The organism is Aquimarina sediminis (assembly GCF_002895435.1).
In the GTDB taxonomy this organism is placed as follows: domain Bacteria; phylum Bacteroidota; class Bacteroidia; order Flavobacteriales; family Flavobacteriaceae; genus Aquimarina; species Aquimarina sediminis.
Genome location: NZ_POYJ01000005.1, coordinates 89,382 through 116,046 on the forward strand (window position 1 = coordinate 89,382; position 26,665 = coordinate 116,046).

A 26,665-nucleotide genomic window follows, 5' to 3' on the forward strand; every position below is an offset into this window, starting at 1 on the left:
TTGCCAACAAGTTAACTGAGATTTTTTAACGTAACAGTGATATGCTATTTATTCTGTTTAAATAACAGAAGGACGATCTTCTAGTAATACGTTACCATTCTCTAGTGTCGTAAGCTTTTCAGCAATTTCGATTCTACCTTTAGCTCCATTTTCAATAATATACTCAAGCTCTTTAGGTTTAAGTAAGACAACATTTATCAATGCTATTTTTTCAATGCTTAATTCTAGTTTCTTTGGAATGCTCTTACTTTCTAAACCTAATAAGACTCCACTAGATCCATTATCATCAACAAAACCTTCGGGAAGCTTACTGCCATTTACTGTAGTCGAGATATAACTATACTCATTTAGCATATTGATTAAATTAGGATTTGATGCAGATGTATTACTTACTTGTTTCAATAAGTTGAACTCCCATGAATTTATTATTGAGGGTATATCTTCAAATTTGTTTTGACTCACTACATATAGTTCTAGACCTAATCCATTATACGATTTGTTTTCTTCATTTGAGTCATAATCATCATAAGGGTCGCTTAATCCATCACTGGCAACAATTGTAGCATTGTCAGTTTTTACTCCAATATGGGCTTGCCTTAATGAAGGCCATTTAGGACCTCCCATAAAAGAAGGATTGATCATGTTGGATATTACATCTGGATATGGCTCGCCAATGGATCTCCAAAACTCATCTCTTCGATCACAGGAGAGTTTAAAATGTTCTTCGTAATTCATATATTATTCTTTTTTGTTGTATTTATAAAGTGTAAAAAGATGGCAAGTGATAGTAAAGAAATCCATGTATTAACTTACCCTTAAGGTAAAAACTATCTTTCGAAACAGTATTTATAATAAAATTTGTTTGCTTATCTCTTTTCCATAAACTCATAAAATATGTCTTTTTCAATACTTGATGAAAATTTTTGACTACTAGGAAAAGACATCCATTGATCCGTTGTTTCTTTTGCTGATTTTGCGTCCATCCAGTCGATTAGCCAAGTAAATATTGTCGGATCCTTAGGAGATTGATATACATCGAAGCTTTGCAAAGCACCATTGCTAGTATTTTGCATTTCGCTTATCAGTTTTTTGTTTAACTCAATAGCGTTTTCCATACAATTATCCTTAAACTTAAATATTGCAATTTCTTTACATGTCATAATGTTTCATTTTGTTAATTGCTCTTAGATGTTTTTTGATTTTTTATTCTTTGTCGATTAAATAAGTAACCACAGATTGCCAATCTGGAAATTTTTCTGTTCCAAAATGTATGTGCTCCCCTGTAAATTCGCCTGCTCCATTCTTAGTTCTGTCATCGATTAGATAGTGCCCAACATTTAGATGTTTATGATGAGATAGTATTAGCCTTTTGTGAGCTACTTTTCCCAGATGTTTTTTTACCCATTTTAATTTATCTATCGATGCAGTTTCATTTTCCCAAGGAGATGTTGATAGGATATAGGTGTCAAACAACTCACTGAGTTTAATATAGGATTCTATTGCTCCTGGCATTGGTTTCATTTTTCCAAAAATACAGGGAACCTCATCTAATCGTCCTATATATTGAGCTTTAATATGCTCTTCACATAGTTTTATACCTGATTCAAAATCAACAAGTACATTGTCCATATCTACATATACTATTTTCTTTTTCATCTCATTTAATCTTTTTTATAAGAGTCAAAAAAATTATTAAAAAACACGAATTGATACTGTATAGCATTAGACCAGTAATCCCAGTTATGTTTTCCCGGTCTTTCTATATAATCATGCTCAATCTTTCTTTTTACTAGCTTGTTATGAAATTGTTTGTTTACATCAAAAAAGAAATCGTCATAACCACAATCAATTATAAGTTTTAGATCACCTTTTAGCAAAGGAATTAAATTGGTTACAGTGTGTTGTTCCCAGACTTTTTTATTATCAGAATATTCTCCTAATCTTTTGGCGATATCCCAATTATTGGGAAATTGACAGATATCAACACCGCCGCTCATACTTCCTGCTGCTCCCCATACATCTTGATGCTTAAAAGCTAGATATAATGCACCATGACCACCCATACTCAGACCTGTAATTGCCCTACTATTCTTTTCAGGAGAGGTGTTGTATGTTGTATCAATAAAATTTACAAGCTCTTTTGAAATATAAGTCTCATAATTCATTTGATCATCAATTGGGCTATCAAAATACCAGCTGGTTACTCCTGCATCAGGACAGACAATAATAATGTTATTTTTATCAGAGTACTCTTTTATCTTTGGGGCTTTGATTACCCAATCACTATAGTCTCCACCAACACCATGAAGTAGATATAAAACGGGAAATTTTTCTTTTTGAGTAGAATATCCATTTGGTAGAATGACAACATTACGAATGTTCTTATTCATCGATGAACTCATAATAGTTAATGTATCCACCTTAGAAGCAATAAGGTGATAACAATTACTTATAAGAAGAATAAAGAGTAAATTTAGTTTTATCATATAATAAGTATCGTTGGTTTTAGATAATAGGTATTTGAAATGCCAAATACCAGAATGGTTCCAACAAAAATATGAATAAATATAATCTGTTCCGCTTTGTCTTTTTTATTATTATGAAGGGGGGAGATTTTACAAATTATTGTTTGAAAATAAGAAGTAAAGTGTTGATTATTATTAAAATAAATGTTCCTGTTTTTATATGCCAAAGTGTTCCTGTAGAAATAAGAAGACCTACATTGTAAAAATGAGCTTATCGAAGATTAATCGATTACAAAAAACTTCGATAAGCCCAGTTTGACATAAAAAACCTCTTGTGTTTAAGATGTTTTTTAATATGTTGAAATGTATATTTCTGTCTCTCCGTTGGTTGGGTCTATAGCTTTTTCTCCATATGTTTCAAAATCAGAAGTATATGTTCTTTTCATATCCATATCCCATATTTTTTTCCACTGATCGATCACGGCATTATCGGTTAGATCTCCTTTTGCAATAAATTTATGGTAAGAAGCTGATTCAATCTTTTTACCTACCATTCCTTCTGGGATTTCTTCTAAGTTATGCACCCGGTATCCTAAAATTGTAGTATATGGTTTTGTATGATCACCTTCATAGTCGGTATATACGGCATAGATGGTCTGATCAGTTACATTTGGTATTTTTTCATACATATTCTCTGACATGAATTTACCCCATAGTTCTCCTATGTCTTTTTTAGCTTTCCCGTCTTGATTTGAAGTTCTTACCGAAATCCCAACAACCTCAAAAGAATTCATTTTTAGTTTTTCCATTTTTTTGATTTTAGTTTAATAATTGCTTCAAAAGTAAAATCAGGTTGTGACAAAGGTATGTCAGGGGGGAAGGTGTTTTTTTGAAATTGTTGTAATAGTATATTTTACTTAGTTGTAATACAGTATTATTTGAATGATTTCCTAATAAGATATGCTAATAACTATAATATATTTGGAATAAGGTGCTATAGGTTTATAGGTTTTATAACCAAGGCTTTAAAGTTATAAAGCGTGCTAAACCTGTAGAGCCTTGGTTCTAAAACATTAAGTCTTACAAAGCTAACCTGTTATAATATTCAATTTTGGGTTGACCTACCAAAAACTCAGTAAGTTTTGCCATAACTCCGTTATTAGAAATGAATGCTATATAATTTGTATGATGATCTTTACTGATCCATTCTTCATCAAATATCATTTCATCCTTCTCTTTGTTAAGTAAAACTTTTACAGATAAACAACCTTCGAATTCTCTTACATTGGGTAGGTTTTCTTTTAGAAAAACCATAAGCTTATCTAGAACCGCTCTTTTTAACTGTGATTTTAAAATCACTTTACAATTTGTCTCCATGTTTTTTTGATTAAGTAGTAATTACAACAAAGCTATTGGTTAGCGATTTTGATTCTCTTAATCTAAATTAAGAAATGGAGGAATTTTTGAAGTCCCGATTTTAATACTGTTATTCATTTTTAGAACTTAAATATTTTTTTACATAGATAAATTAAATCGTTCTCCTAGGGCTTGTTTGATACGATCTAAACCAGCTAGGATGTACTCTTTTCGTTCTCCTATCCCAATTCTAAAATGATAGTCCATACCATAGCAATCTCCAGCTAAAATAAATACGCTTTTTTCGGTTCGTAACCATTCTGCCAATTCGGTAGAGTTTATGTCTAGATTGTATTTAATAAATAACATCCCTCCACTTTTGGGAGGTACATATTCAAAAACACCTTTATATTGATCAAGCCATTGTTTTACAACAATTAGATTTTCATTCAGCATGGTTCTGTTCCTGGTTAAGATTTCTTTTCGTTTTTCTGGTCTTAAAGCAATCTCTCCAATATAATGACTCATTATACCTGCAGTAATCGATGTATAGTCATGATATGCCCATGTGTCTTCAATTACTCCTTTTGGACCAATTAACCACCCAAGTCGCAGACCGGGTAGGGCATAAGCTTTTGATAAGCCGCCATTAACCATAACTTTATGATACATCCCAACAAAACTATCTATGATTTTACCGTTTAGTTCGGCTCCACGATATACTTCATCGCAATATATCCAGGCATTAACACTTTTTGCAATGTCTACAATTTCCTGCATCTCCAGAGAGGTAAGTGTATATCCTGTAGGATTATTAGGATTACAGAGTGCTATCATTTTTGTATTTGGAGTAACAAGAGATTTTAATTCCTCGAGGTCAGGTTTCCATTTATTTTCTTCTCGCAAATGAAATGCTTTAGGGGTACATCCCATTTCTTTGGCAATTCCCCATATTTGCATATAGTTAGGTACCATCATAACTACTTCATCCCCTTTTTCTAAAAGTGTATGGCAGGCAATAAAATTGGCTTCAGAAGAGCCATTGGTAACCAATACATTTTCTTGATTAGTATCTTTATACAAGGCACTAATTCTTTTACGTAAAGCAATAGAACCATTAGTTTGACCATAGCCCAAGACTGTGTTAGTTAATTCGTCTATTTGATCTTTGTCTAATAATTCATTGAGTGTATATGGATGAAAACCACTTTCTGTTAAATTATAATCTACGGTGTTTTCAAATAGAGATTGTACTCTTTCAAGTTCAAAAATTGGAATATTCATATAGTTATATTTTAATATTTGTATAATTTTGATAAACGGCTTTTGCGATCATGATATCTTGTACCGCTACTCCTGTAAGGTCTACTACTGTAATTTGGTTATTATCGGTACGTTGTAGAGTTGGGTTTTGAATGGCATTACCAAATTCTATTACTTTTTTTTCAGAGATAGTACCATTTGTTATTGCTTTATATATTTCACCTCTATTTTTGCTTTGAGGAATGCTATCGGCAATCACCAAATCTGCCTTTTGAAGCACTAGACTGTGGAGTTCTTGCTTATCTGAAGTATCAGAGCCTACAGCAGTAATATGGGTTCCTGGTTTAATATCTTTGGCATGTAGTAATGCATTTCTTGATGGTGTTGTAGTGATAATTAAATTACAATGTTTGGCTACATCTGATGGACTATTAGCGATATTAACGTCAAAATCAGTACCTAATTCTACTTTGAACCTTTCTACTTTTTCTGGCGTTCTTCCCCATACCCATACGGTTTTACACGGAGAATACTTTTGAAGGTATTGTAACTGTAATTTGGCCTGAATACCGGTGCCAATGATTCCAATTGCATCTATTTTTTTAGGAGCAAAATATTTGGCAGCTAATGCTCCTGCTGCCGCTGTACGGATATCGGTTAGATATCCATCATCTAACAATATAGCTATTGGTTGTCCTGTTTTTTGACTAAACAAAAGCATCATTCCTTGGCTGGAGGCAACACCAAGCTTTGGATTCTCATAAAATCCAGATGCGATTTTTATTACATAGTAGTCATCGTTTTTTATATAGCCATATTTAATATGAACATCGCCAGGAGGGTATTCAAAAAGTAACTCACCTACAGGAGGAACCACGGTTTGGTTATTACTATATTTTATAAAACCATCTTCAATAGCCATGGCTATATCTATATTTTTAATAATGTTTTTAATGTCTTGGATTTCAATATTTACTACCATTTTTGAAACATTTTTATTGAGTTAATATAGTATAAAGAGTTTTCGAAAAAGCATTAATACAATCACCATTACAGTTTCGATCATTTCATTTTTAGATATGTTTCTAATAAAAAATGAAATAAAAAAAACCTCCGTACACCCAATCAATTTTTATTGATTAAGGTATACGGAGGTTTTCCGTAAGAAAATCACTTATTTTTCCAATGTTCTTCCTTAAGCTAAAAAACAAGTGCGTAACACGATAGTTACTAGATTTCTATATGAAACAAATATAGAAAAATATTTTTGAATGCCTACTTTTTACAATTGTTGTAATTTTTTGAGGTTCTTGATTTACCCAAAATCCTCTAACGCAAGACTGTTGTTTATGTGTACTCCCGAGATACTTCCATTAGATACTGCAAGAGAGACAGCACGTTTATTAGAATTGTCACCGCAAGCGTACACGCCATTGATAGTGGTTTGTTGAAAATCATCTACTTTTATCAAACCTTCTTCTGTAAATTGGCATCCTAATTTTTCTGGTATATCAGAATGCTGAATGGCATCTGGACTCGAATAAAGAGCATCGATCTGGATTGTGGATTCGTCTTCAAAAACTACTTGCTGCATTTTTCCATTTTCATGTTTGATACGATTAATCTTTTTTTCAATAATTTTTATATTGTTCTTTCTGATTTTGTTTGTTTGTTCTTCAGTGAGAGTTGATTTGCCATTAGTAATTAGAATAAGGTCTTTCGTGAGGTTAGCAATTAATGGTGCATAATGATTAGCAATATCACCATTAGCCATAATCCCAGTTTTCTTGTTTTTTACTTCATATCCATGACAATAAGGGCAATGTATAATTGATATGCCCCAACATTCTGAATATCCTTCAATATTTGGTGGTATATCTTTCAATCCAGTAGCAAAAATTATTTTTTTTGAAATATACACATCACCTGATTGGGTTTGGATTTCAAAACCATTTTGTATTTTTCTTCCGGTAGTGGCACGTCCTTGTTTAAAAATAACAGTATTATACTGGAGAACTTGCTCCTTTGCAATGTTGGATATTTCTAATGGTGTCTTACCATCCTGGGTAAGAAAGTTATGTGAATGTGGAGTTTGTCGATTGCATGGTTTACCACTATCTATAATTAAGACACTTCTTAATGATCTACCAAGTGCCATTGCTGCTGATAAACCAGCATAACTACCGCCTACAATGATTACGTCAAAAGTATTGTTATTTGCCATGAAATTAAGTTTTGGTAAAGGTAACGTTCTATGTTTAATTGCAACTATGTCGCGTTAATAAAACAATGTTAATTTTGCTACTAGAAGTGTTTTAATTTTTCAATATAGAATAATGTATAAAATGAAAACGGATAGTATTGATAGTACTATCCGTTTTAGGGTATTTAGAATGTTCGATTGATTGATGTTACAATACTTTTACAATTATCATCTTCTGCGTCTAGAAATTTGAATAATAAAATAAAGCGGATAACTATTATTTGATTTACATTTTTGCTTCAAGACGCTCAAGATGAATTGGTATAAACCGCCATGTTTTTATGACCATTTATATCTATAGATGTTACATCTGATAAATTGTTACAGTATTTGGGAAATAATATTATCCAAGTATTAAGAAAACGATCATGGTGCAGAATTAAGATGTGCAAGTCGTTATCATACAGTATTATATATTATGATTTCTCTTCTATAATTTTATTTTTGAGATTAACGATTTCAAGAAGGGTTTGTATTTCTTTTTTGATAATTTTTCTCACAAATAGGAGTGGAACTAATGCTCCGATAATGTATGAGGTATTAATAAGTATCATTTGCCATTTGGTAAAATATAAACTAAATTCTGGAGTAATCATATAAAAACCAATGGTATATAGTACAATAATTGTAATAGTAATTGGTCCGTGTATTCTTTTTCTAAATTTATAGAAGTCAATAGCATCATTGGTTGATTTTAAAACATCATCAACAACGTTCATTTTTTTGGATTTTAGAACACTTATCAGTTCAATAATTATTCTTATCAATAAACCTCCTAGCATTAATCCTACTCCAATTCTACTTAGTAACTCTTTTACGGGAGCGATGTAATAGAAAAAAGCTGCTATTCCTACGAGTACGATGGAGAGAATGATAATATTGTTATAATGAAACCGTATGCTCGAATTTTTCTTTACAATAATAGAAGATAATGTTTCATCTATAACTTGGGTGTCGCTATTAATACTTTCTTTATTTTTTTGCCATTTACGTTGTAATTCGTCAAATTCATTGTTCATGATCTAGTATTTTTTTAAGTCGTTTTTTTATTCTGTGAATTTTTACTCTAACATTAGTTGGTTTAATTCCTAATACGTTAGATATGGTGTCGTAATCCTGTCCTTCTAGAACCATCATAATTATCAATCTGTCTAACTCTTCTAATTGTCCTATAGCTTTATATAATCCTTTTTCTGGACTTGAATCCGAGTGTTGAGGTTCATGGATCATTGTATGCTCTATCTTTTCGAGCGATAGCCTTTTCTTCTTTTTTTCCTTTCTGATATATTGTAGACATGTATTTACTGTGATTCGATATACCCATGTTTTATGGGTTGACTGTCCTTTGAAGTTTTCAAGAGCATTCCAAATGTTAATAAACACTTCTTGGGATAAATCATTGGCGATATCGATATCTCCTTTCATAAAACCAAGGCACATTTGTTTGACCATTGGATAGCATTCATGATAAACAGTTTCAAAAAGTTTTTGGTTCTTTTTACTCATGTGTCAGAAAAGAATTTACTTGTGCATAAAACCATTCTGGTTGATCAAACATAATAAAGTGTTTACTATCTACAGCCATTTTGATAGTTTTGTTTTTTAATGTAGCATATTGCTTTTCAAAATTTGGTTTAGCTATTTCTACAGAAGGAAATGAAGCTCCTAAAATTAGGGTTTTTGCGGTTATTTTATCAGTTACTTTTCGTAAATCTAGTTTTAATAAATCTGTATATCCATATACATATGTTTTGCGATCTGCTTCTAACATCCAGTTGATTAAAGTATTAACTTTGTCTTTATTGTTGGTCATGTTTTGGGCCATCATGGTAGTAGTTTGCTTAAATTGATCTTCTTTCATTTCTAGCATTTGCTTATTATAAGGGCTGTCATATTGTATTTGACTTTCTGGTACGCCGGGCATCATTAATTCACGCATGCAAGGAAGAGCATCAACAATTACTAATTTGGTTATAGTACTAGGTAATTCTGCAGCTAGATCCGTAGCCAAATTTCCTCCCATACTATGACCTATGATTACTACGTCAGTTAAGTTTTTGTTTTTAATATATTCAATCAACTCTTTTTTGATCGTATTATACCACGGCATTGCTATTGGGCTATTACCATTAAAACCAGCATACGAAACAAGATGGGTTTCTTTTTCAGAAGTTAAATGATCCACTGTTTCTTGCCAAATTGATCCAGGAGTAGTAAAACCGGGTAGAAATAATACAGGTTTCCCTTTTCCCATTACTTCGGTTTTTATGGCTGGTGCTTGACCGAATCCTAAGTTAATAATTGCTAATAGTAGAAGTGTAATTTTAAATGTTTTCATATCTCTGTTTTTAGTATTTCTTTTAATTATTTTCCTCTTTGATGCAGGCAACTTTAAATTGTTACACCTTGGATGAAAAAAAAGATATCCATCAAGTTTTTTAATTGTAATGGAGAGAGATATTACTCAAAAGTAAAGGACTATTTTATAGCAAAAGTTTTGAATATATTAATAGGATTAATGTAGAGATGAATTATTATACTGCCACAAAACATTTACAATTTTCCAGGTCCCATTTATTTTTGCAATATGCATATAATCTATCCAATCATCTGCAATGAGTTTAATTGAAGCTGTCCTGTCTGAAACATCTAGTAGAATAACTTCTTTTTTTGGATTTTCAGGAAATTTATCTCCTTTACTATTATAGAATTCTGAGAGAATAACCATAAAATCTGTAAAAGTTTCGCGCAGATACTCTTTACCCGTAGCTTTATTTTTGGCAAAGGTTCTTTTTACCATTCTTGGATGGGCAGCCCGTTCAAATTGTTTTGGGTTTGTATTATGTTGTGCTTCTATGTAATCAAGAGCAACCTGTTTGATATCAAGAGAATCTTGTATGGATTGTGCATTTGTGTTACCTACAGAAATAACAACTATAAAGGTTAGGCTTAGTCTGGATAAAATTTTCATCGAAAAAGAATTTTGTTTCAACCTTAAAAGTATGTGATATATAGTAATAAGGTTTGAAAGTTATCTTAAATATTCTAGAGAATTTTAAGAGCAGGGTTTGACTTAGGTAATCTTCAATGGCGAAAAAGGGGGTGAGGTACTTTTTTAATTGTTTTTTATCTTCAAATCAGAAAAATATTCTTTAGGCGAAATTCCCATTAACTTTTTAAATGACTTATTGAAGGTAGTTTTAGAATTAAAACCAGCTTCTTGCGCTAATCCAAAAAAAGTAAAATTTTTAGCTTCATCTTTTTTTGCTAATTCTACAAATTCTTTAATTCGATAATAGTTAATGTATTCAAAGAAATTCATGCCAATATTTTCATTCAATAATCGAGCAATTTCGGGACTGCTTACTCCTAGCATATCTGCAAGTTCGGCTTTTAATAATTTTCTATTAAGATAAGGCTTCTTTTCCTCCATTAGCTGATCTAATTTATCTTGTAGATTGTCTAAATCTGTTTTAGATAGTTTTGAATGAACATATTTTTTATGCTCTACTTTGGTGACTGTTTTGAATAAATCGGGAGTAATCATATTGTAATAGGCAATAAAAAGTATAATGAGAGCAATACTAAGCCAAATAGTTTCTCTTGCTGACCTTTCTATAGTTTTATATCCCAAAATGCTTATAAAGTAAACAATAACCCAGCATAGTAAACAAATGCCAATTGCAACTAAAAAATTTAAAAAAAATTGTGTTTTTATTGTGTAGCTCAATTCATTACGAAGTTTTTTTCTGAAGGTGTAAAATAGTTGTAGGCTCATTGCCCAATAGGTGATATTGAATAATAATCCTATACCAATAAAAATGGTTATAGTGCGAAATAACTCTCCACTTTTAACTCTTTCACCAATTACTTCATCAGAAGGTAACATAAAGCTGAATATGACAAAAAGTATATAAAACACTCCAGGGATATAATGCAATAAATCTTGGTAAGAAAAGCGTTTGTTAAACAAAGAAGATCTAGTAAATAGGTATATAGTAGATCCAAAAAGAAGAGTTGAAAACTCAGAAAAGGCAATTAACCGAAAGTTTTTACCGAAAATATCCGAAATATAAAGGATTCTACCGGATAGACCAATTACAAGCACAAATACTAAAAAAGCGATATAGCCATTTATATTTTTTCTGTTTTTGGGAGATACTGCGTAGATAAAAAGTAAAAACAGACTCTGAAAGTAGCCAAAATAAACGAGTTGATTTAGTATTGCTTGCATAAAATTGTATTAAGCAGACTATATGTAATAGTCTGCTCATTTATTGGTCTAAAAATAACTACTTAATCTGAAACTGATTTACATGTTTAATTGAACTGTGGTTCATTTCTAAATTTTTTGTGTAAAATTTGTTAAAAGCAGCTTTATCTTTCCATTCGGTAATAACTAAATAATCCGGGTTATGGTAATATCCAAATGGAGAGTTACCATCCATTAATTCTAATCGTATTTGCCCACCAGTATTTTTAACATTCTGTACCCATTCTTGTTTGAATTTTTTAATAGAAGAATTGTCTTTTTTCCAATATGCTGTGACTATATTAAATTTTTCTGGATTAATATCAAATGAAAGATCTTCTTTTAACTCATAATAGGTTAAGTTAAAAGAAGACCAGATGTTTCTTCTTTCCTGATGAAAATCGGGCATAACTTCTTCTATTTTCTTTAAGAATTCTTTTCTGCCTTGTAAATTATCCCAATATCCTAAAATCATTGCCTGTGGGTGATAATTACCTTGAGTTGGAGTTTCTTCTATTTTGTATCCGGGTAAACTATGATATCCAACTTTCTCGGCGACAGGAAATACTGTTTTGAAATAATTTTGAAGTTTTTCTTTGGTTTCGGGTTTAGTACCTAGAAATAAGATATCAAATGCTTGCCCTTTTTTTAATGTATAAGACTTTGTTTTTGATTGAGCATTTATAGACATAAAAGAGGCGGTCAAAAATAGGATAAGCAAAGAAGTTTTTGAAAATTTCATGTGGTTTTTATATTTTAATTAATAATTCTAGTACAAGACAAATGTATACGCTATCATTTGTTAATTGTTGAAAAACCCATGTATAAAGGCACATATACCGTATGCGTACATTTTAAATAGAAGAAAAATACATACTACTTTTTTAAGTACTTGTTTAAAACCAAAATTATGGCATTAAGTAGATATATTTAAAGTCTATGATTACTCATTCCTTTACTAATTTATCTCAAAGAGTATATATTATTAAAAGAAATACCATACAAGCATTATAAAAATATTCTGTCTTCAGGTATGAATAGTTTAGGAGAATAGATTGTAAACAACTTTATTGTTAATAGATTTAAGATGTCATATGGTCTTTCGAAACAGAAAAAATCACATTATCAGGGTTGTCATTATCTTTTCTATGTGCTATATGCTCAAATTTATTTTTAATTAGAAGCTTTTTTGAGCCTTCATTATTTTTATGGGTATATGCTTCTATACTTTCCAGAGATAAAGTATTAAAACCATAATCCAAGATGCATTCTAATGCTTCATTCATAATTCCTTTTTGATGAAACTTGGGATGTAGGTCATACCCAACTTCTGCTATTTTTTTATCTTCAGAGAAATTCCATAGACAAATGGTACCTATAAGTTCGGTGTTTTGATTCGTACTAATTCCCCAAAAAATCCAATCCTCTTCTTCAATTCCTTTATTTATTTTATTAATAAAAGCTATAGCTTCTTCTGTTGAGTTAGTTTTTGGTCTTTTGACAAATTGATTAACAATTTCATTAGATCTTAAAAAGAGAATAACTTTGGCATCACGTTCTTCTAATCGTCTTAGAGATAATCTATTGGTTTGTAATTTTGGAAAAGGAATAAATGTCATTATTTTGATATTCTTGTTTTGATTTACTTTATAGAGAAGAGTATGGTAGAGTATTTATTAGGTATTGTTCTGTTTTTATATTTGGTTGATTAACGTTTTCTAATATAAAAATGTTTCATAGACTCGTATTTGACATTAAAAGATTTAGTATATTTTTTATTGGATACAATTCCGAAGGAATATTGGTAATTGATTCTAATGCACTACTCCCTACAATTGTAAAATTAGCTCTAAGAGATAAAATATATGCTTCGGCATCTTTAACGGTTATGCCATTTGCTACCTTATAGTAAGTTTTATCATAATCAGTTGGGTCCAGACAATCAAAATCGAAATGTAAGTATAGATGAGAGATGTTTTTTGATTTTAATGTTTCTATCAATTCATTTGTATTCATTTGTTTAGGTGCATAAATAGATCCTTCGTTAATTCGCTTTTTTTCAGCGTTGTCGATATCTCGTAAACCTATATAATGAATTTGAGAAGCTTGGATAGTAGAGAATAAAAGGTTATTCATATTCTTTTCTCCTTCCCCTAGCAATGTTCTAAGTGGCATCCCATGAAAATTGCAGCTCGGAGAGTCGCAGGGACGATTGATATCTGCATGTGCATCAAACCAGATAACGCCTAGATTTGGATACTTTTTATTTAAATACGATACAGGGACAATTTCGAGACCACAATCCCCACCGATAGTTCGAATTGTAGCAGGGTTTGAGGTCTCGATTTCTTTTTTTAGTCTGGAAAGTTGCTCTGTTATAGCATCATAATTATTAATACAATATTGTTGGATACCATCTTTTCCTGCTTTTAAATCAGAAAGAGGAATACTAATAAATTCTGAATCGTTTACATATTCAAGTACTGTCTTAGCTCCAGATTCGATATTTGTACCTGTACCAGATCCTTGCCATTGCGGAAAATATATTTTCATTTTTATACTTTTTTTAGATATCTAATAATTAGAGGAATAAAGATAAAAACGAATTCAATAGAATATTACAATGCTTTTATATTTATATAAAAATTAGGATCAATAGTAATTTTATCTCCACTAAATTCTTTAGTTTGCCATTGAGCATTTGGTTGTATCCATTGTGAGGAGCCATCATCAATAAAAAGTCTTACTGGCATATCAAATTTGTCTACAATGTTGGAATAGCGGTATTTTAATTTTCCTTTTTCAAATGCATACTCCAACGTTGGAATTCTTGTATCTCTAAGATACTGGTCAAAAAACTGAGTGAGATCAATATTGGTTTCTCTACTAATAAACTCCTCTATCTGCTGCGTAGTTACGGTTTGATGGTAAAAGGTTTTATTAAGACCTCTAAGGATTTGCCTCCATTTCTCATCATCTTCGATTAATTGGCGCAGTGTGTGTAACATATTAGAACCCTTATAATACATATCACCCGAGCCTTCTTTATTTACATCATAAACTCCTATAATCGGAATATCATTTTGAATACTTTTTCTTGTTCCTATCACATATTCCGAAGCTGCTTTTTTACCATAGTGATAATCTAAAAATATACTTTCTGAATATGCTGTAAAACTCTCATGTACCCACATGTCTGCTATATCTTTATTGGTAATGTTATTGGCAAACCACTCATGACCAGACTCATGTATTATTAAAAAATCGAATTTCATCCCCCATCCGGAGCCAGAGAGATCTCTACCTAGGTACCCTTTGAGATACTTATTGCCATATGTAACAGAGCTTTGATGTTCCATACCTAGATATGGTGCTTCTACAATTTTAAAACTATCTTCATAAAAAGGATAAGGACCAAACCAGTGTTCAAAAGCCTTCATCATTTTTGGAGCATCTTTAAAATGTTCTTTAGCTTTTTCGAGATTATCTCTAAGTACATAGTAGTCCATATCCAAAACTCCTTTTTCTCCGTTGTATTTTTCTCCAAAGTGCACATAATCTCCAATATTAATATTCACGCCATAGTTATTAATTGGATTACATACAAACCAATGAAATGTTTTGGTATTATCCTTATGCTCTTCTACTTTGCGAAGTCTACCATTAGAAACATTTATAAGATCTTTTGGAACATTAACACTAATGAGAAGACTATCTACTTCATCATACATATGGTCTTTATTAGGCCACCATATACTAGCTCCCAACCCCTGACATGAAGAAGCTACGAAATGTTTGCCATTTTGATCTTTTTTCCAAGAAATACCACCATCCCATGGAGCATTAACTGCTTCACGAGGTTTCCCACTATAATAAACATCTATTGCATTTATACTTCCTTCTTTTTGTTGGGTTGGCAGGGTTATAAAATGAGCATTACCATCAGAGGTAACCTTTAACCGTTTATCATTTTGAAGTACTTTTTTTATTTGTAGAGGTGGTTGCAAATCTATTTGCATCACATTATGTTTTTTCAAGACTTTATATTGGATAGTGTTTTTTCCAGAGATTGTTCTTTTATCTGGATCAACTGCTATATCCAAATGATAATAAGTTAGATCCCACCACTCTCGTTCTGGAGTAATTGATCCTCTTAAGGTATCTTGTTTTGTAAATTGTAATTCTTTTGCAGAGAAAAGAGTAGTGTCGGATTCTTGGGCAGACAATAGGCTAAAACTTAAAATACTAAGGGCTATGGTATAAAAGGTATTCATCTGTTTTAATTTATAATTTTTTTATAAGTTGAATTTGAGTCTGCATAATAGTCATTTTGTGCGAGTTTGTGAAATTTATGATTCGCAACTTGAAGGTATTATCCTACCTAAAAATCTCTGAAGGAAACACAACGAGGCTTTCGTGGCCATTTTTTCCTACTGACGCTATCCCAAAAAAGAAATTATCAATAACGATACCATCTAGAACAAAATTGTCAACATCCCCTACAAAACGGCTATGATCCCAGGTTGGAGATGTAGTGTCTCTCCAATAAATTTTATATCCTAGAATATTTGAGTCATTGACTTTTTTCCACTTAAATTTTACAGATGGTTCTACAATTCCTCCTATTTTTACTTCAGATGGAGCAGGAGGTGCCCAAGCTATACTGGCAAGGTTTATAGCATTTACTGCGGTTAGTTTTGCTGCATAATCAAAATTAACATGTTCTATAACATCACCATATTTAATTCCATTTTCTTCTCTTATATCTTGATGTTGTTGTGTGTAATTTTCATGAGCTTCCATGATTCTGATTCCAGCAAACCCTACATCATTAAAGGGCCTGTGATGCCCTCCTCGCCCAAATCGGTCTAATCGATAAACCATCATTGGATTCATTTCTGGCATATATGTTTTTACTGTTTTATGAATATATCTTGCGAGTTGTCTTGATATACCATCTACTTCTCCACCATAGAATCGTCTGGATTTTCTTTGTTTCTCGGTTTCGGTAGGAGGGATAGGCTCTGAAAATATTCTGAAAGTTCTATTATCAATCACACCATCTACTCCTTTGATATTGCCAATCATATCGTTATTCATAACTCCTACGATATCCCATTTTTTTTCTTTAGCATATTGAGCTAAGCCTTTGCCTCCAAATAGTCCTTGTTCTTCGCCTGATAAACCTACATAAATGATACTTTGATCAAATTGATATTTGGATAGAACTCTGGCGGCTTCAATAGTTCCGGCCATACCGCTGGCATTGTCATTAGCCCCAGGAGAATCTGAAGTATAATTGTTTGGGTTAGTTACTCGAGAATCAATGTCACCGCTCATCATAATGAAACGATTAGGATATTTCGTTCCTCTTTGTATGGCAACCACATTTACAACGACAACATCTTTTACAATACGTTGATTTGCTCCTTTTTTTACCAGATCTTTTTGATAAAATACCTCTAAGCAATTATTACAATCTTTAGAAATGTTATCAAATTCTGATTTAATCCATCTTCTTGCTGCTCCAATACCTCTTGTTGTTGAAACGGTATCACTTAGTGTATGACGAGTTCCAAAATCAGAAAGGGTCTTTATATCATTTTTAATTCGTTTTGAAGAGACCGTATTAATGATGTCATAAATTTTTTTATCTGTTTGCCCTATTAATATAGTTGATATTAAAAGTAAAGTTGAGGTAAGAAATGTTTTCATTTGTGTTAATTTGATCGCCTAATTTAAATAAAAGCGGTAAAGAACAGGATACCCTTAACAAATTTATAAGAAGGGGTAAGGACTTATTTTAAAAACGTTACCTTAGAAATTTTACCGTTTTTTACTTCATAAATGGCAACTGCATTTAGGTTTTTTCCGTTAATAGTTAAAAACTCTTCGTCAATAACTTTGTTTCCCATTACTATTCGGTTGTTAATTTTACAATTTAAATCTGGAGTGGTATTAAAAAAATCCGAATAATTTTCTTTTAGTTTTTCTCTACCTTCATATAGAAACTCATTAGGAAAGTTATATATTTTGATATCATTTGCAAAGGTATTTGTAAATGCATTGATATCTCTGGCGTTGTACGCATCTAATTGTTGTTGTACAATTTTTTTGATGTTCTTTTCTTCTATATCTTGCTGAGGTCGAATAAAAGTGACTTTATCAATTTTTTCATTTTTCACTTCATAAATTGATGCAACTCTTACATTTTTATCATTATAGGTAACATATTCTTCATCGATTACTTTATTCCCAAATACGATACGATGTCTAATCTCGCAATGCAAGTTTGTTTGCTCTTTAAATTTTTTGGCATAATAGGGGCGCATCTCTTCTCGTCCTTTGTACCTTAGGGAGTCGGGATAATTGTAAATAGATGTATTGGTAGCATAAGTAGATAAAAACGAATCTATTTTTCTAGAATTGTATGCTTCTAACTGTTTTTGAACAATATGCTCTGGAGAGACATCAGATACTACGGCAAGCATATTTCCTTCTGGATTCGTAGCAATCCTAGAAATAGTACCGATTTCTTTGTCAATAAAAGAGTAAAACATACTCCAGTCAGAATCTGTTTTTGGATTATATTTGAAAATTCTAGTTCCTTTTCCCATCAGAATAGTTCCATCCGGCAACCAACACATATCTTCTGATTCTGAAATTGTATTAATAATTTTTTTGGTAGTTCTCGTTATTGGATTGACCGATTTAATTTCCCAGGTGGTTCCTTCTTTGCTTATATAGCTAATCAGATTCGAATTTGGTATTTTATGTAGTGACCTTCCTATATTTTTTTGAATAGTATTAGTGGTTTTATCCTTGGTATTAGATAGAACAAGAGAGAGAGCATTTTCTTTTAGGACAGAAGAAACTATGATATCTTTATTATACCAAGTGTGATATCCAACTTTGAGATCTTCTAACAAAACCTTGGATTTTCCAGTTTTATAATCATATCGATAGAGTAGCTGTTTACCATCTTTATCCAATCGAATAGAAGAAATTTCGTTCAATCCGGGGATTTTGGTAGGGGAGTACTCACTACCATTTGGTGTAGCTGAGATCCATTGTGTTTTCTTATCATTGATAAGATAGGCAGCGATATCTGTTTGATTATTGCGAGTAGAAGAAAAAAGGACAATAGAGTCATTAATAAAGGAAGGTTGATTATCATACCCTATATTATTAGATATATTTCTTTTGTTGTCAAGAGTGGTTTTTTGTTCTTTTTCAACGAGGTCGAAAAGGTAAACTTCTGTATTGGTCTGAGAAACTACAGAAAGAGTTACTAATAGAAACAAAAGTGCAACTATATTCTTCATTGTTTTTGTTTCTAAAATACATTTAAATCTTGAACATAATCTTAAGTAAATGTTAATGTGATTTGTGTTGGCAATTCAGAATAAGGATTAACGAAAAAACCCAGAACATAAATGCTCCGGGTTTTCGAAAGTTGAGTTAGAAAGGCTATTGAGGGAACAATAGTTTGCCTTTATTTTTTTAATATGTTAGAACCATACTGCATAAACACTTAGAGATGGATCTTGTACACTTAAAAGTGTTCCTGCTAAGTTTGAAAAACTAGCAATATCAGATTGGAAAGAACCTCTATCTGTATAAATAAGTCCGTCTGGATTACCAAAGAAACTTAATAGACCTATTACCCTACTTTCAAAGAATCCACTGTTACCTGGATTACCCTCTGTTGGGTTTGGTCCTTGATAGCTTAAAACTAACTTTTTATCTACTATAGTTGCTTCAAAATCATAAACACCAGTAAAAAAGGCTCCATCAGATGGTCTGGTAAAACCAATAGTAAGTCTTGTATTTATACCATCAGCGTTAGGATCTGTAGTGAATATAAATTGCTCGTAAACCAAACCAAAAGGAGCAACATCTGCATTGATTTGTGCAATTATACCCTTAAACCCATCAGAAGTAAGAGGGCTATCACCTAATGCTCCAGGACGATAAAGAAATCTATTTCCAGAAGCACTTTGACCGATACCAAAAATGTCATTATTGATATAAAGAGGTAAACTAGAAGGTGCAATAACCGCAGTATTTCCATCTACCGTTGAAGTAAAGGTATTTGTCACTTCATCATAAGTAAATACTTGAAAATCAGCGCCACCGTAAGTAACAGGATTCACCAAGGTAAAACCATTTTCTGTTAGTTCAATAGCGAGCTCATCTATTTTTTGATTATTATCAGCATCATCATAGATGACATTACCAATTCTAGTAAGCCCATCATAAGAAAATGATCCCGAAAATACAATATCTGAGGCAGAATTGGTAACCGTAATTCCTCTAAAAAGAAGTGGTGTGTTATGACCATCTTTAACACGTTCATCCAGACCCTGAAGTTTCTCTACATTTTCTTTATCAGTAGCGGTAGCTTTAATCAAAGTAAGAGTTGATTTATCCTCTCCTTGATCAGTTTTACTTCTTAGTTCAATCTTATCACTACTAACACTTTCGATTGTGAACTCGAATTCTGCACCTAATCTAAATTGTTCGGCTTCAAACAAGCTATGTAATGCAGAGTAGTTTTCAAAAACCAACTCTGGTAATTGACTTTTTCCAACTCTGTAGGTAGTTGGTATGTCATCTTCACCACTATTATGATCAGATACTATGGTAACGTTATTATCTGTATTAAACTTAAGGTATATATTATATACCCCTGTAACGTCATTTCCTGGGCGATAATCGGCTTTCCATCCAAACTCAGCATCTGTTAGTGTTTTTTTGTAACTACTTAATTGCTCATCAACACGACTATCAATGTCTTGATCAAATAATGGCTCTACTTCATTATCAGTACTACAAGCCGTAAAGACTATAGCGATAATAAGTAATATATATATATTTATATTTTTTAACATGTTGTTCTAAATTTAATTAGTTAATACTGTTTAGAAATTCATCTCTTAAAGTAAAAAGATCGATTCCAACATCTTCTTTCATATATTTTACTACAGCATCGTATTTCTGTTGGATACGGGCTTTACCTGTGTTAATATCTGCACAATTAGCAGGAGCTGTAGGAGAAGAACAGTCTATTGGAGTAAGGTAAGTTGCTTCAAAAACAGCAGGGTCTGTGGTTACAATATAAGCTATGATTTCAGCAAAATCCTCACCAACTGCCGAAGTACCGTATGGAGTAACCATACCTCTTATAATAGCACTTTCTTGAGTTTCTTGTGTCCATGTTCCTTGAGAAGTGTAGTCATCACTAGAGATTTTGAAAAATGCCTCTACATCAAAATTAAAATTTTGATCTACGATATGAGCAAATTCATGGTGCAAAGTTCTAAACGTCTGTATAATCCATGCGGTATTGTCTGGAGCATATTCATTAGCTTGTGTTAGCGTTACTCTAACCCCAGCATCTGCAACTCCTAGTGTGATTGTTCCGTCACCATTAAAAAGGGGAGAGCCTATTAAAACAATTTCTGCTGGAAAATATGCCCTTAAGAAATCTTCTCCCCGATCAGAAGCTTTATTATACGGTTCGATCCATGCTTGCTTAATTAGTTCAGCAATTGGTTGAACTACATCTCTACGTGGTGGTGTAGCCGATTTTGTAGGGTCAATATATCTATCTACAAACTTATAAATTACATCACATCCATACGGATCTCTAAATTCGTTTTTTAGAAATACATCAAGGGGATCTGTTGATTCTGCTTCAGTTTCAAATATAGTAGTTGGTTGTAATGTTTCTTCTCTATCACACCCAGAAATTATTACTAAACCTAGGATGATAAACAATATCCTTTGTATTACTGTTTTTTGTGTTTTCATAATCAATATTTTTATCTAGGGTTAGGTGTTAATCCGAATGAAAGAGCATCATCAGGAATTTGTATAGCTTTTCTCAAATCGTTGGCAGTAAGTTCAAAAGTTCCTCCACCTTCACTCACAGGTAATATGTGAGTAACGGGGATATTAAATCTTTTGATATCAAACCAGCGTAACCCATGATCTACGAATTCCTTCTTTCTTTCGTCTAATAGTAACTGAGTAATAGCATCTGTTTCATTACTTGCAGTATAAAATGTAACAAGTGCGGCTAGATCTGTATATTGATTGCCTGCATACCTATTATTGGCAATAATATTAATATCTGCAAGGGCAGAAGCCTGATCTCCAAGAAATAAATTGGCTTCAGCTCTGTTTAGTATAACTTCTTCACCTTTAAGTTCTTGAGAAATGTGATAAGCTAATCCTGAATTAGAAGAAAGATTCTCTCTAAAGAAATATTCTCGTAGTCTTGAAAGGTGTCTAGAGTCTGTTCCTACGTTCCATATTCCGGTAGATGTTCTAGCATCTGCTACCCCAAAAATATTCGAAAAAATATTGTTTATATCTGTAATATTTGCTCTGTAACCTATATTACGTCGTTGGAAAGTACTAAATTTTTGTACCACCATGACATTACTATCATCTTCAGGGTTACCATACTTATCTGCAATATTATTATAACCCGATCCTGTAAGTAAAGAGTAGTCTTTTACGTAAACTTCTGGAGTTCCTCCTAGGAATAAGTCACTGTATTTTTTGCAATTAGCATAATCCTTTTTCCATAGGTAAAACCTTGATGCAAAGGCCTGAGCAGCTTTTTTAGTAAAATGATATTTTTTAGTCCCTGTGAAAAAGTTATCATCTATAAGGGCTAATCCAGCTAATAAATCTTTTTCAACCAGATCATAAACTTCAGCTACCGTGTTTCGCTTATAGCTAGGTAGGAATTCTGTCTCAGGCTCTAATACATAAGGTACTCCTAAATTGGTAGAAGCATTTTGATCGTAATGCATACCGAACATATTAACCAACATAAAGTGATTATATGCTCTAGATACAAGGGCTTCACCTTTTACAGCACTTTTTAAATCTTGATCTCCTTCGAGATTATCGATAACCGCTAATACTTCATTGGTTTGGGCAATTGCTTCATATGTTTGATCCCAAAAGTAAGTTGGTGTATCTTGAAAAATAGCAGTTACTTTATCCCAAGTGTATATTTGGGTATCTTGAAGACGTATTGTGTTTCCTCCTGTAGTTTGTATCACACCGTCGCCATCTGGGTTTCCTGTAGGACCTACTAAATCAGTATATGCATCCGTAAAAGCATAGCTACCCTGTGAGTATGCGTCTGCAACAATTTTGGCTGCTTTTTCAACGCTATCCAACTCTAGTCTATCATCAGGAGCTTCATCCAAATATTTCTCGCAACTTGCACTAATAGTAACAAGAAGAAGTAATAGTATATATGGTATTATTTTATAGTTCTTCATAGTTTTAGTTTTTTAGAATCCAACATTTAGTGAAAGAGAAACGGTTTTAGGTACAGGTAATGCAGCTCCTCCTGCATTAAAGAATTCTGGATCCTGACCATTTAAACCTTTATCAGAGTACAGTAAGAATAGATTTTCTCCCTGTAAACGAATTCTTGCCGAACTAAGACCTAATTTTTTAGCATAGTCAGAAGGAACTGTGTATCCTAATGCTATAGATCTCATACGTGCATAGGTACCATCTACTACTCGTAAGTCACTATTGTTGTATAATTGGTATGCATTATCACCTGTAAATACAATACCATTGTTTACAAAACCGTTAAGCTGATTTATTATAATACGGTTATCTAGTATTGCAGGAATGTTGGTTATATTTTCATCACCAGGAAGAGCCCATCTGTTAATAAGTTCTCCAGGAAGAGAATTAAAATCAGTATATGCAGCATCAAAATTACTATTTAAACGAATTTTGTAATCAAACTTAAATGAAATGTTTGTTGATAAAGAAAAACCAGCATATTTGAAAGTATTACTTAATCCACCAGCTCCTCTTGGCTGAGTAGGACCCTCATACTTTAGTATTTTTTCAATATCCTCTCTACTTTGAAGATCGATATTGGTTACTCTGTTATTATCAGCATCAAAGAATGTAGGAATACCATACTCATTTAAGCCTGCAAAACGTACAGAATATAGAGCAGAGATTTCACGACCAGTAAATGGAGCTCCTGATGGAGAGATTAAATCTACCAGACGAGGATCAAATTTTAGTTCTTTTACTTCTTCAGTATTGTAACCTACATTAATATTTGTTGACCATTCAAAGTTTCTAGTTTTTACATTTATAGTAGATAATGCAAATTCATATCCCTCTACGGCTAAATCAGCATAGTTCCCTCTTTTAAAAGCTTGACCACCAATACCACTGGTTTTAATATCACCAATAAGATCAAATGAATTACGGTTATAGTAACCTAATTCACCGGCCACTCTGTTGTTAAACATAGAGAATTCTAATCCAGCACTAAACTCTTTAAGTTTTTCAAAAGTTAAATTTGAGTTTTCTAAGGAATTAATTCTAATTACACTTTCTACATCTTGAGGGCGTAATGGTAAGGTACCTCTTAAATCAAGAGAAGCACTTGTGTTAGATGGACCTCTACCTCCTGATAAACCATAAGTTGCCTTTAATTTTAAAAGATCAACCCATTCTGCTTTGAAGAAATCTTCTTTATCGATATTCCATGCACCACTAATATTATAATTGGTCAAATATCTTGAATCTGGACTAGATCCTTGTAGGTTTGATCCATCATATCGTAATGTACCGTTAAGTGTGTATTTATTGTTTAGTGTATATCCTGCATTAAAGAAAAAACCAGTAAAACGATCTCTAAAATTTTCAATATCAAAATACTGTCTGTTGTTATCTGTTAGTTGATCAATTGCATCAGGATTTGTATTAATCAAATATCCATTTTCATAAGAAATACCAATACCATTATATTCTCTACGTTGCCTTGTAGAGGATTTTATTTCCTGACCTAAAAGGAATGTAAATTGATGATTGTCTCCTATATATGGATTCCACGAAACAGAATTTCTCCAATATACATAATCTAATATATCTTCATTAAAGATATTAACACCTCCTTCTGGTAATATAGAATAAGGTGGTCTGGTTAAATTATCTCTATCTTGATATAAGAACGGGTTTACGTTTGCCAAAACACCTTCGTCCGCTCTAAACGCTTCAGCTTGATTAGATTTGTCACCAATAATATGTTCTCTTTGAGTTATTGCTTTACGGTAGTTAAAAACAGAATTAACAGTTAAATTATTGGCAATTTTATAATCCAAATCTGTTTGAAAAGTAATATCGGTTACATCGATATCTATATAGTTATTCTCTAACTCATGAATAATATTGAAAGGGGCATAGTTCTTTCTAAAAAATTCTAAATTTCCATTTTCATCATATGGAGTAACACTTCTACTGTTTGTTAAAGAAAAAGTGTAAGGATTAATCTCGAATTCACGATCAAATTCACCCGTTAAAGGGTTTAATGATCTGTCATTAGTTCCTGGAGCTCTTTGATCTCTGAAACTACCTGTTAATGATGTGCTTACTGTAAATTTGTCTGTTAGGTTAAACTTAGTGTTTAACTTTGTAGTGTATCGCTGAGCTTGATCTCCAATAGTCTGCCCTTGGTCATTAAGGTAACTTGCCGAAAAATAGTAAACAGCATCATCACTACCTCCAGATATACTTAGAGAATGATTTTGTTGTAATGATAAGTCATTAAAAAGTGTTTTAAACCAGTCTGTATTTGCTACTTGGTAACGTCTAAAAAAATTATCTGCCAACTGCCCATTAGCTCCTATTTCTACATCATTTGTTCTTCTTAGGTTGTAATATTGTCCTAAAACACCGTAAGATTCAGCAAGTTGTGCAGTTGTAAGGTCAATCAGTCCTTTGTCAACTAATTCTGCATATACAGATAATTCTTGTTGAGAATTTAATACATTAAAATTTGTATATCGTGGTCTTAATCTGTAAGCAAAGTTGTTATTGTAGTTTACTCTTAAACTACCTCTTTTACCTTTTTTGGTAGTAATTACAATAACTCCGTTTTTTGCTCGAGCACCATACAAAGCCGTTGCCGAAGCATCCTTAAGAATAGAGAAACTTTGTATGTCATCAGGGTTTAATCCTGCAATAGAAGAACCTATTAACGAGTTAATATCTCCAGATGCTAAATCTTGTTGATCCAACTCTACATTATCTTCCAGGATTACTCCATCAACTACCCAAATAGGGTTGTTATTACCATTAAGAGATGTATTACCTCTAATTCTAATTCTTGGAGAGGCTCCAAATGATCCAGATACGTTATCTACTACAACACCAGCATCTCTTCCTTCCAAAAGTCGGGAAGCATCAGAAACACCATCAATTTTAATATCTTCAAGGTTAAGTTTTGTGGCAACACCGGCAAACAATCTACGATCTACCTTTTTAAAACCATCGGTAATCACTACTTCATCAAGGGATTCTACAGATTCTATAAGTGTAAATGTGTAATTCTTTTTATTCTTGTCTGTAACGGTGACAGTTTGAGTTTGGAAACCTAGGTTTTCAATTTTTAGGACGTCTGAGACAGAAACGCGCATACTAAAGTTTCCATCAAAATCAGTAACTACACCTGTTGTAGTACCTTGAATAGAAACGGTTGCTCCAGGAATCGGAAGACCATTTTTATCAACTACCTGTCCGCTTATTTCAAAGCCTTTTTGTGGCATTATTAGCGCTTGCGGTTTGATTTTTACCGGTCCCTTAGAATCAATAGACCTTTTAATCAATACAATTTGCTTATCAACTATTTTATAAGAAATATTTGTATTCTTAAAAATTCTATCTAATATATATTCTACCCTCTTGTTAGAAACTTTAAGAGAAACTTTTCTTTTAGTGTTAACCTCAGATCCCTTAAAAAATACTTTAAATTCTGTTTTTTGTTGTATTAAATCAAATACCCTCTCGATTGAATTATTTTTTACATCCAAAGAAATTTTGGTGTTTTGAGAATAGGTATTTGCATTTATTCTAAATAGAGACAATATAATAAGTAGTATTGTTAGCCTCATTTTCAAATTAAATATTAATTTTGCCACACCATTTGTGTGGTTCTGTTTAATTTTTTTCATACTTTTAATATGATTTAATGATTGAACCATTGTTAAATTACGCTTA

General features: G+C 32.2%; 24 protein-coding genes. All 24 read right to left on the reverse strand.

All coding sequences use genetic code 11. From position 1 onward, the window contains the following. Positions 1 to 57: 57 nt before the first annotated feature. Positions 58 to 735, reverse strand: a complete 678-nt coding sequence (locus C1X07_RS12900; RefSeq protein ID WP_103070442.1) for a suppressor of fused domain protein — start codon at positions 733 to 735, stop codon at positions 58 to 60. A 131-nt stretch (positions 736 to 866) separates the two neighbouring features. Next, a complete protein-coding gene (locus tag C1X07_RS12905; protein WP_103070443.1) occupies positions 867 to 1,160 on the reverse strand; it encodes a hypothetical protein in 294 nt (97 codons plus the stop codon). Positions 1,161 to 1,203: 43 nt separating this feature from the next. Continuing rightward, positions 1,204 to 1,656 (reverse strand): 5' nucleotidase, NT5C type, encoded by a 453-nt coding sequence (locus tag C1X07_RS12910; protein ID WP_103070444.1) that lies wholly within the window; start codon positions 1,654 to 1,656, stop codon positions 1,204 to 1,206. A gap of 5 nt (positions 1,657 to 1,661) precedes the next feature. Then, positions 1,662 to 2,390: an alpha/beta hydrolase gene (locus C1X07_RS12915; protein ID WP_241507256.1), complete on the reverse strand. Its 729-nt coding sequence runs from the start codon at positions 2,388 to 2,390 to the stop codon at positions 1,662 to 1,664. Between the two features lie 425 nt (positions 2,391 to 2,815). Further along, entirely contained in the window at positions 2,816 to 3,274 is a 459-nt protein-coding gene (locus C1X07_RS12920; protein ID WP_103070446.1) for a GyrI-like domain-containing protein, read from the reverse strand. A gap of 271 nt (positions 3,275 to 3,545) precedes the next feature. Beyond that, positions 3,546 to 3,842 (reverse strand): antibiotic biosynthesis monooxygenase, encoded by a 297-nt coding sequence (locus tag C1X07_RS12925; protein ID WP_103070447.1) that lies wholly within the window; start codon positions 3,840 to 3,842, stop codon positions 3,546 to 3,548. A 138-nt stretch (positions 3,843 to 3,980) separates the two neighbouring features. Further along, entirely contained in the window at positions 3,981 to 5,105 is a 1,125-nt protein-coding gene (locus C1X07_RS12930; RefSeq protein WP_103070448.1) for an aminotransferase class I/II-fold pyridoxal phosphate-dependent enzyme, read from the reverse strand. Between the two features lie 4 nt (positions 5,106 to 5,109). After that, a complete protein-coding gene (locus tag C1X07_RS12935) occupies positions 5,110 to 6,066 on the reverse strand; it encodes a Rossmann-fold NAD(P)-binding domain-containing protein (RefSeq protein WP_103070449.1) in 957 nt (318 codons plus the stop codon). Positions 6,067 to 6,399: 333 nt separating this feature from the next. After that, the gene (locus tag C1X07_RS12940) at positions 6,400 to 7,308 is read right to left on the reverse strand and encodes an NAD(P)/FAD-dependent oxidoreductase (protein ID WP_103070450.1); all 909 of its coding nucleotides are present in this window, start codon (positions 7,306 to 7,308) and stop codon (positions 6,400 to 6,402) included. 455 nt (positions 7,309 to 7,763) lie between these two features. Continuing rightward, complete coding sequence (locus C1X07_RS12945) at positions 7,764 to 8,366, reverse strand: hypothetical protein (RefSeq protein ID WP_103070451.1); 603 nt, start codon at positions 8,364 to 8,366, stop codon at positions 7,764 to 7,766. Next, positions 8,356 to 8,853, reverse strand: a complete 498-nt coding sequence (locus C1X07_RS12950; RefSeq protein WP_103070452.1) for an RNA polymerase sigma factor — start codon at positions 8,851 to 8,853, stop codon at positions 8,356 to 8,358. Before C1X07_RS12950 ends, C1X07_RS12945 begins: the two co-directional genes overlap by 11 nt. Beyond that, complete coding sequence (locus C1X07_RS12955; RefSeq protein ID WP_128755275.1) at positions 8,846 to 9,685, reverse strand: alpha/beta fold hydrolase; 840 nt, start codon at positions 9,683 to 9,685, stop codon at positions 8,846 to 8,848. Before C1X07_RS12955 ends, C1X07_RS12950 begins: the two co-directional genes overlap by 8 nt. 177 nt (positions 9,686 to 9,862) lie before the next feature. After that, entirely contained in the window at positions 9,863 to 10,318 is a 456-nt protein-coding gene (locus tag C1X07_RS12960; protein WP_103070454.1) for a nuclear transport factor 2 family protein, read from the reverse strand. A 144-nt stretch (positions 10,319 to 10,462) separates the two neighbouring features. After that, positions 10,463 to 11,581 carry an AraC family transcriptional regulator gene (locus tag C1X07_RS12965; RefSeq protein ID WP_103070455.1) on the reverse strand — a complete coding sequence of 373 codons (1,119 nt, stop codon included), beginning with the start codon at positions 11,579 to 11,581 and terminating at the stop codon, positions 10,463 to 10,465. 58 nt (positions 11,582 to 11,639) lie between these two features. Next, on the reverse strand, positions 11,640 to 12,341 hold the full coding sequence (locus C1X07_RS12970) for a hypothetical protein (protein WP_128755276.1): 702 nt from the start codon (positions 12,339 to 12,341) through the stop codon (positions 11,640 to 11,642). A 340-nt stretch (positions 12,342 to 12,681) separates the two neighbouring features. Then, positions 12,682 to 13,218 (reverse strand): GNAT family N-acetyltransferase, encoded by a 537-nt coding sequence (locus C1X07_RS12975; RefSeq protein WP_103070457.1) that lies wholly within the window; start codon positions 13,216 to 13,218, stop codon positions 12,682 to 12,684. Between the two features lie 115 nt (positions 13,219 to 13,333). Then, positions 13,334 to 14,152, reverse strand: coding sequence for an arginase family protein (locus C1X07_RS12980; RefSeq protein WP_103070458.1), 819 nt, complete (start codon positions 14,150 to 14,152; stop codon positions 13,334 to 13,336). Between the two features lie 65 nt (positions 14,153 to 14,217). After that, positions 14,218 to 15,873 (reverse strand): M1 family metallopeptidase, encoded by a 1,656-nt coding sequence (locus tag C1X07_RS12985; RefSeq protein WP_103070459.1) that lies wholly within the window; start codon positions 15,871 to 15,873, stop codon positions 14,218 to 14,220. Positions 15,874 to 15,976: 103 nt separating this feature from the next. Next, positions 15,977 to 17,314, reverse strand: coding sequence for a M28 family metallopeptidase (locus C1X07_RS12990; protein ID WP_103070460.1), 1,338 nt, complete (start codon positions 17,312 to 17,314; stop codon positions 15,977 to 15,979). Between the two features lie 83 nt (positions 17,315 to 17,397). Next, on the reverse strand, positions 17,398 to 18,924 hold the full coding sequence (locus C1X07_RS25030) for a nuclear transport factor 2 family protein (protein WP_164914159.1): 1,527 nt from the start codon (positions 18,922 to 18,924) through the stop codon (positions 17,398 to 17,400). Positions 18,925 to 19,110: 186 nt separating this feature from the next. After that, a complete protein-coding gene (locus tag C1X07_RS13000) occupies positions 19,111 to 20,493 on the reverse strand; it encodes a DUF4302 domain-containing protein (protein ID WP_103070461.1) in 1,383 nt (460 codons plus the stop codon). Between the two features lie 16 nt (positions 20,494 to 20,509). Then, the gene (locus C1X07_RS13005; protein WP_103070462.1) at positions 20,510 to 21,415 is read right to left on the reverse strand and encodes a substrate import-associated zinc metallohydrolase lipoprotein; all 906 of its coding nucleotides are present in this window, start codon (positions 21,413 to 21,415) and stop codon (positions 20,510 to 20,512) included. Positions 21,416 to 21,426: 11 nt separating this feature from the next. Beyond that, complete coding sequence (locus C1X07_RS13010; RefSeq protein ID WP_103070463.1) at positions 21,427 to 22,908, reverse strand: RagB/SusD family nutrient uptake outer membrane protein; 1,482 nt, start codon at positions 22,906 to 22,908, stop codon at positions 21,427 to 21,429. A gap of 12 nt (positions 22,909 to 22,920) precedes the next feature. Beyond that, positions 22,921 to 26,619 (reverse strand): SusC/RagA family TonB-linked outer membrane protein, encoded by a 3,699-nt coding sequence (locus C1X07_RS13015; RefSeq protein WP_164914160.1) that lies wholly within the window; start codon positions 26,617 to 26,619, stop codon positions 22,921 to 22,923. Positions 26,620 to 26,665: the final 46 nt, after the last annotated feature.

Coding starts and splice junctions, on each gene's coding strand:
- C1X07_RS12900 (WP_103070442.1), bottom strand. CDS start 735: ATGAATTACGAAGAACATTTTAAACTCTCCTGTGATCGAAGAGATGAG.
- C1X07_RS12920 (WP_103070446.1), bottom strand. CDS start 3,274: ATGGAAAAACTAAAAATGAATTCTTTTGAGGTTGTTGGGATTTCGGTA.
- C1X07_RS12960 (WP_103070454.1), bottom strand. CDS start 10,318: ATGAAAATTTTATCCAGACTAAGCCTAACCTTTATAGTTGTTATTTCT.
- C1X07_RS12935 (WP_103070449.1), bottom strand. CDS start 6,066: ATGGTAGTAAATATTGAAATCCAAGACATTAAAAACATTATTAAAAAT.
- C1X07_RS12975 (WP_103070457.1), bottom strand. CDS start 13,218: ATGACATTTATTCCTTTTCCAAAATTACAAACCAATAGATTATCTCTA.
- C1X07_RS12955 (WP_128755275.1), bottom strand. CDS start 9,685: ATGAAAACATTTAAAATTACACTTCTACTATTAGCAATTATTAACTTA.
- C1X07_RS12945 (WP_103070451.1), bottom strand. CDS start 8,366: ATGAACAATGAATTTGACGAATTACAACGTAAATGGCAAAAAAATAAA.
- C1X07_RS13000 (WP_103070461.1), bottom strand. CDS start 20,493: ATGTTAAAAAATATAAATATATATATATTACTTATTATCGCTATAGTC.
- C1X07_RS12970 (WP_128755276.1), bottom strand. CDS start 12,341: ATGAAATTTTCAAAAACTTCTTTGCTTATCCTATTTTTGACCGCCTCT.
- C1X07_RS12980 (WP_103070458.1), bottom strand. CDS start 14,152: ATGAAAATATATTTTCCGCAATGGCAAGGATCTGGTACAGGTACAAAT.
- C1X07_RS12915 (WP_241507256.1), bottom strand. CDS start 2,390: ATGAATAAGAACATTCGTAATGTTGTCATTCTACCAAATGGATATTCT.
- C1X07_RS13015 (WP_164914160.1), bottom strand. CDS start 26,619: ATGAAAAAAATTAAACAGAACCACACAAATGGTGTGGCAAAATTAATA.
- C1X07_RS12965 (WP_103070455.1), bottom strand. CDS start 11,581: ATGCAAGCAATACTAAATCAACTCGTTTATTTTGGCTACTTTCAGAGT.
- C1X07_RS12930 (WP_103070448.1), bottom strand. CDS start 5,105: ATGAATATTCCAATTTTTGAACTTGAAAGAGTACAATCTCTATTTGAA.
- C1X07_RS12905 (WP_103070443.1), bottom strand. CDS start 1,160: ATGACATGTAAAGAAATTGCAATATTTAAGTTTAAGGATAATTGTATG.
- C1X07_RS12940 (WP_103070450.1), bottom strand. CDS start 7,308: ATGGCAAATAACAATACTTTTGACGTAATCATTGTAGGCGGTAGTTAT.
- C1X07_RS12910 (WP_103070444.1), bottom strand. CDS start 1,656: ATGAAAAAGAAAATAGTATATGTAGATATGGACAATGTACTTGTTGAT.
- C1X07_RS25030 (WP_164914159.1), bottom strand. CDS start 18,924: ATGAAGAATATAGTTGCACTTTTGTTTCTATTAGTAACTCTTTCTGTA.
- C1X07_RS12985 (WP_103070459.1), bottom strand. CDS start 15,873: ATGAATACCTTTTATACCATAGCCCTTAGTATTTTAAGTTTTAGCCTA.
- C1X07_RS13010 (WP_103070463.1), bottom strand. CDS start 22,908: ATGAAGAACTATAAAATAATACCATATATACTATTACTTCTTCTTGTT.
- C1X07_RS12925 (WP_103070447.1), bottom strand. CDS start 3,842: ATGGAGACAAATTGTAAAGTGATTTTAAAATCACAGTTAAAAAGAGCG.
- C1X07_RS12950 (WP_103070452.1), bottom strand. CDS start 8,853: ATGAGTAAAAAGAACCAAAAACTTTTTGAAACTGTTTATCATGAATGC.
- C1X07_RS12990 (WP_103070460.1), bottom strand. CDS start 17,314: ATGAAAACATTTCTTACCTCAACTTTACTTTTAATATCAACTATATTA.
- C1X07_RS13005 (WP_103070462.1), bottom strand. CDS start 21,415: ATGAAAACACAAAAAACAGTAATACAAAGGATATTGTTTATCATCCTA.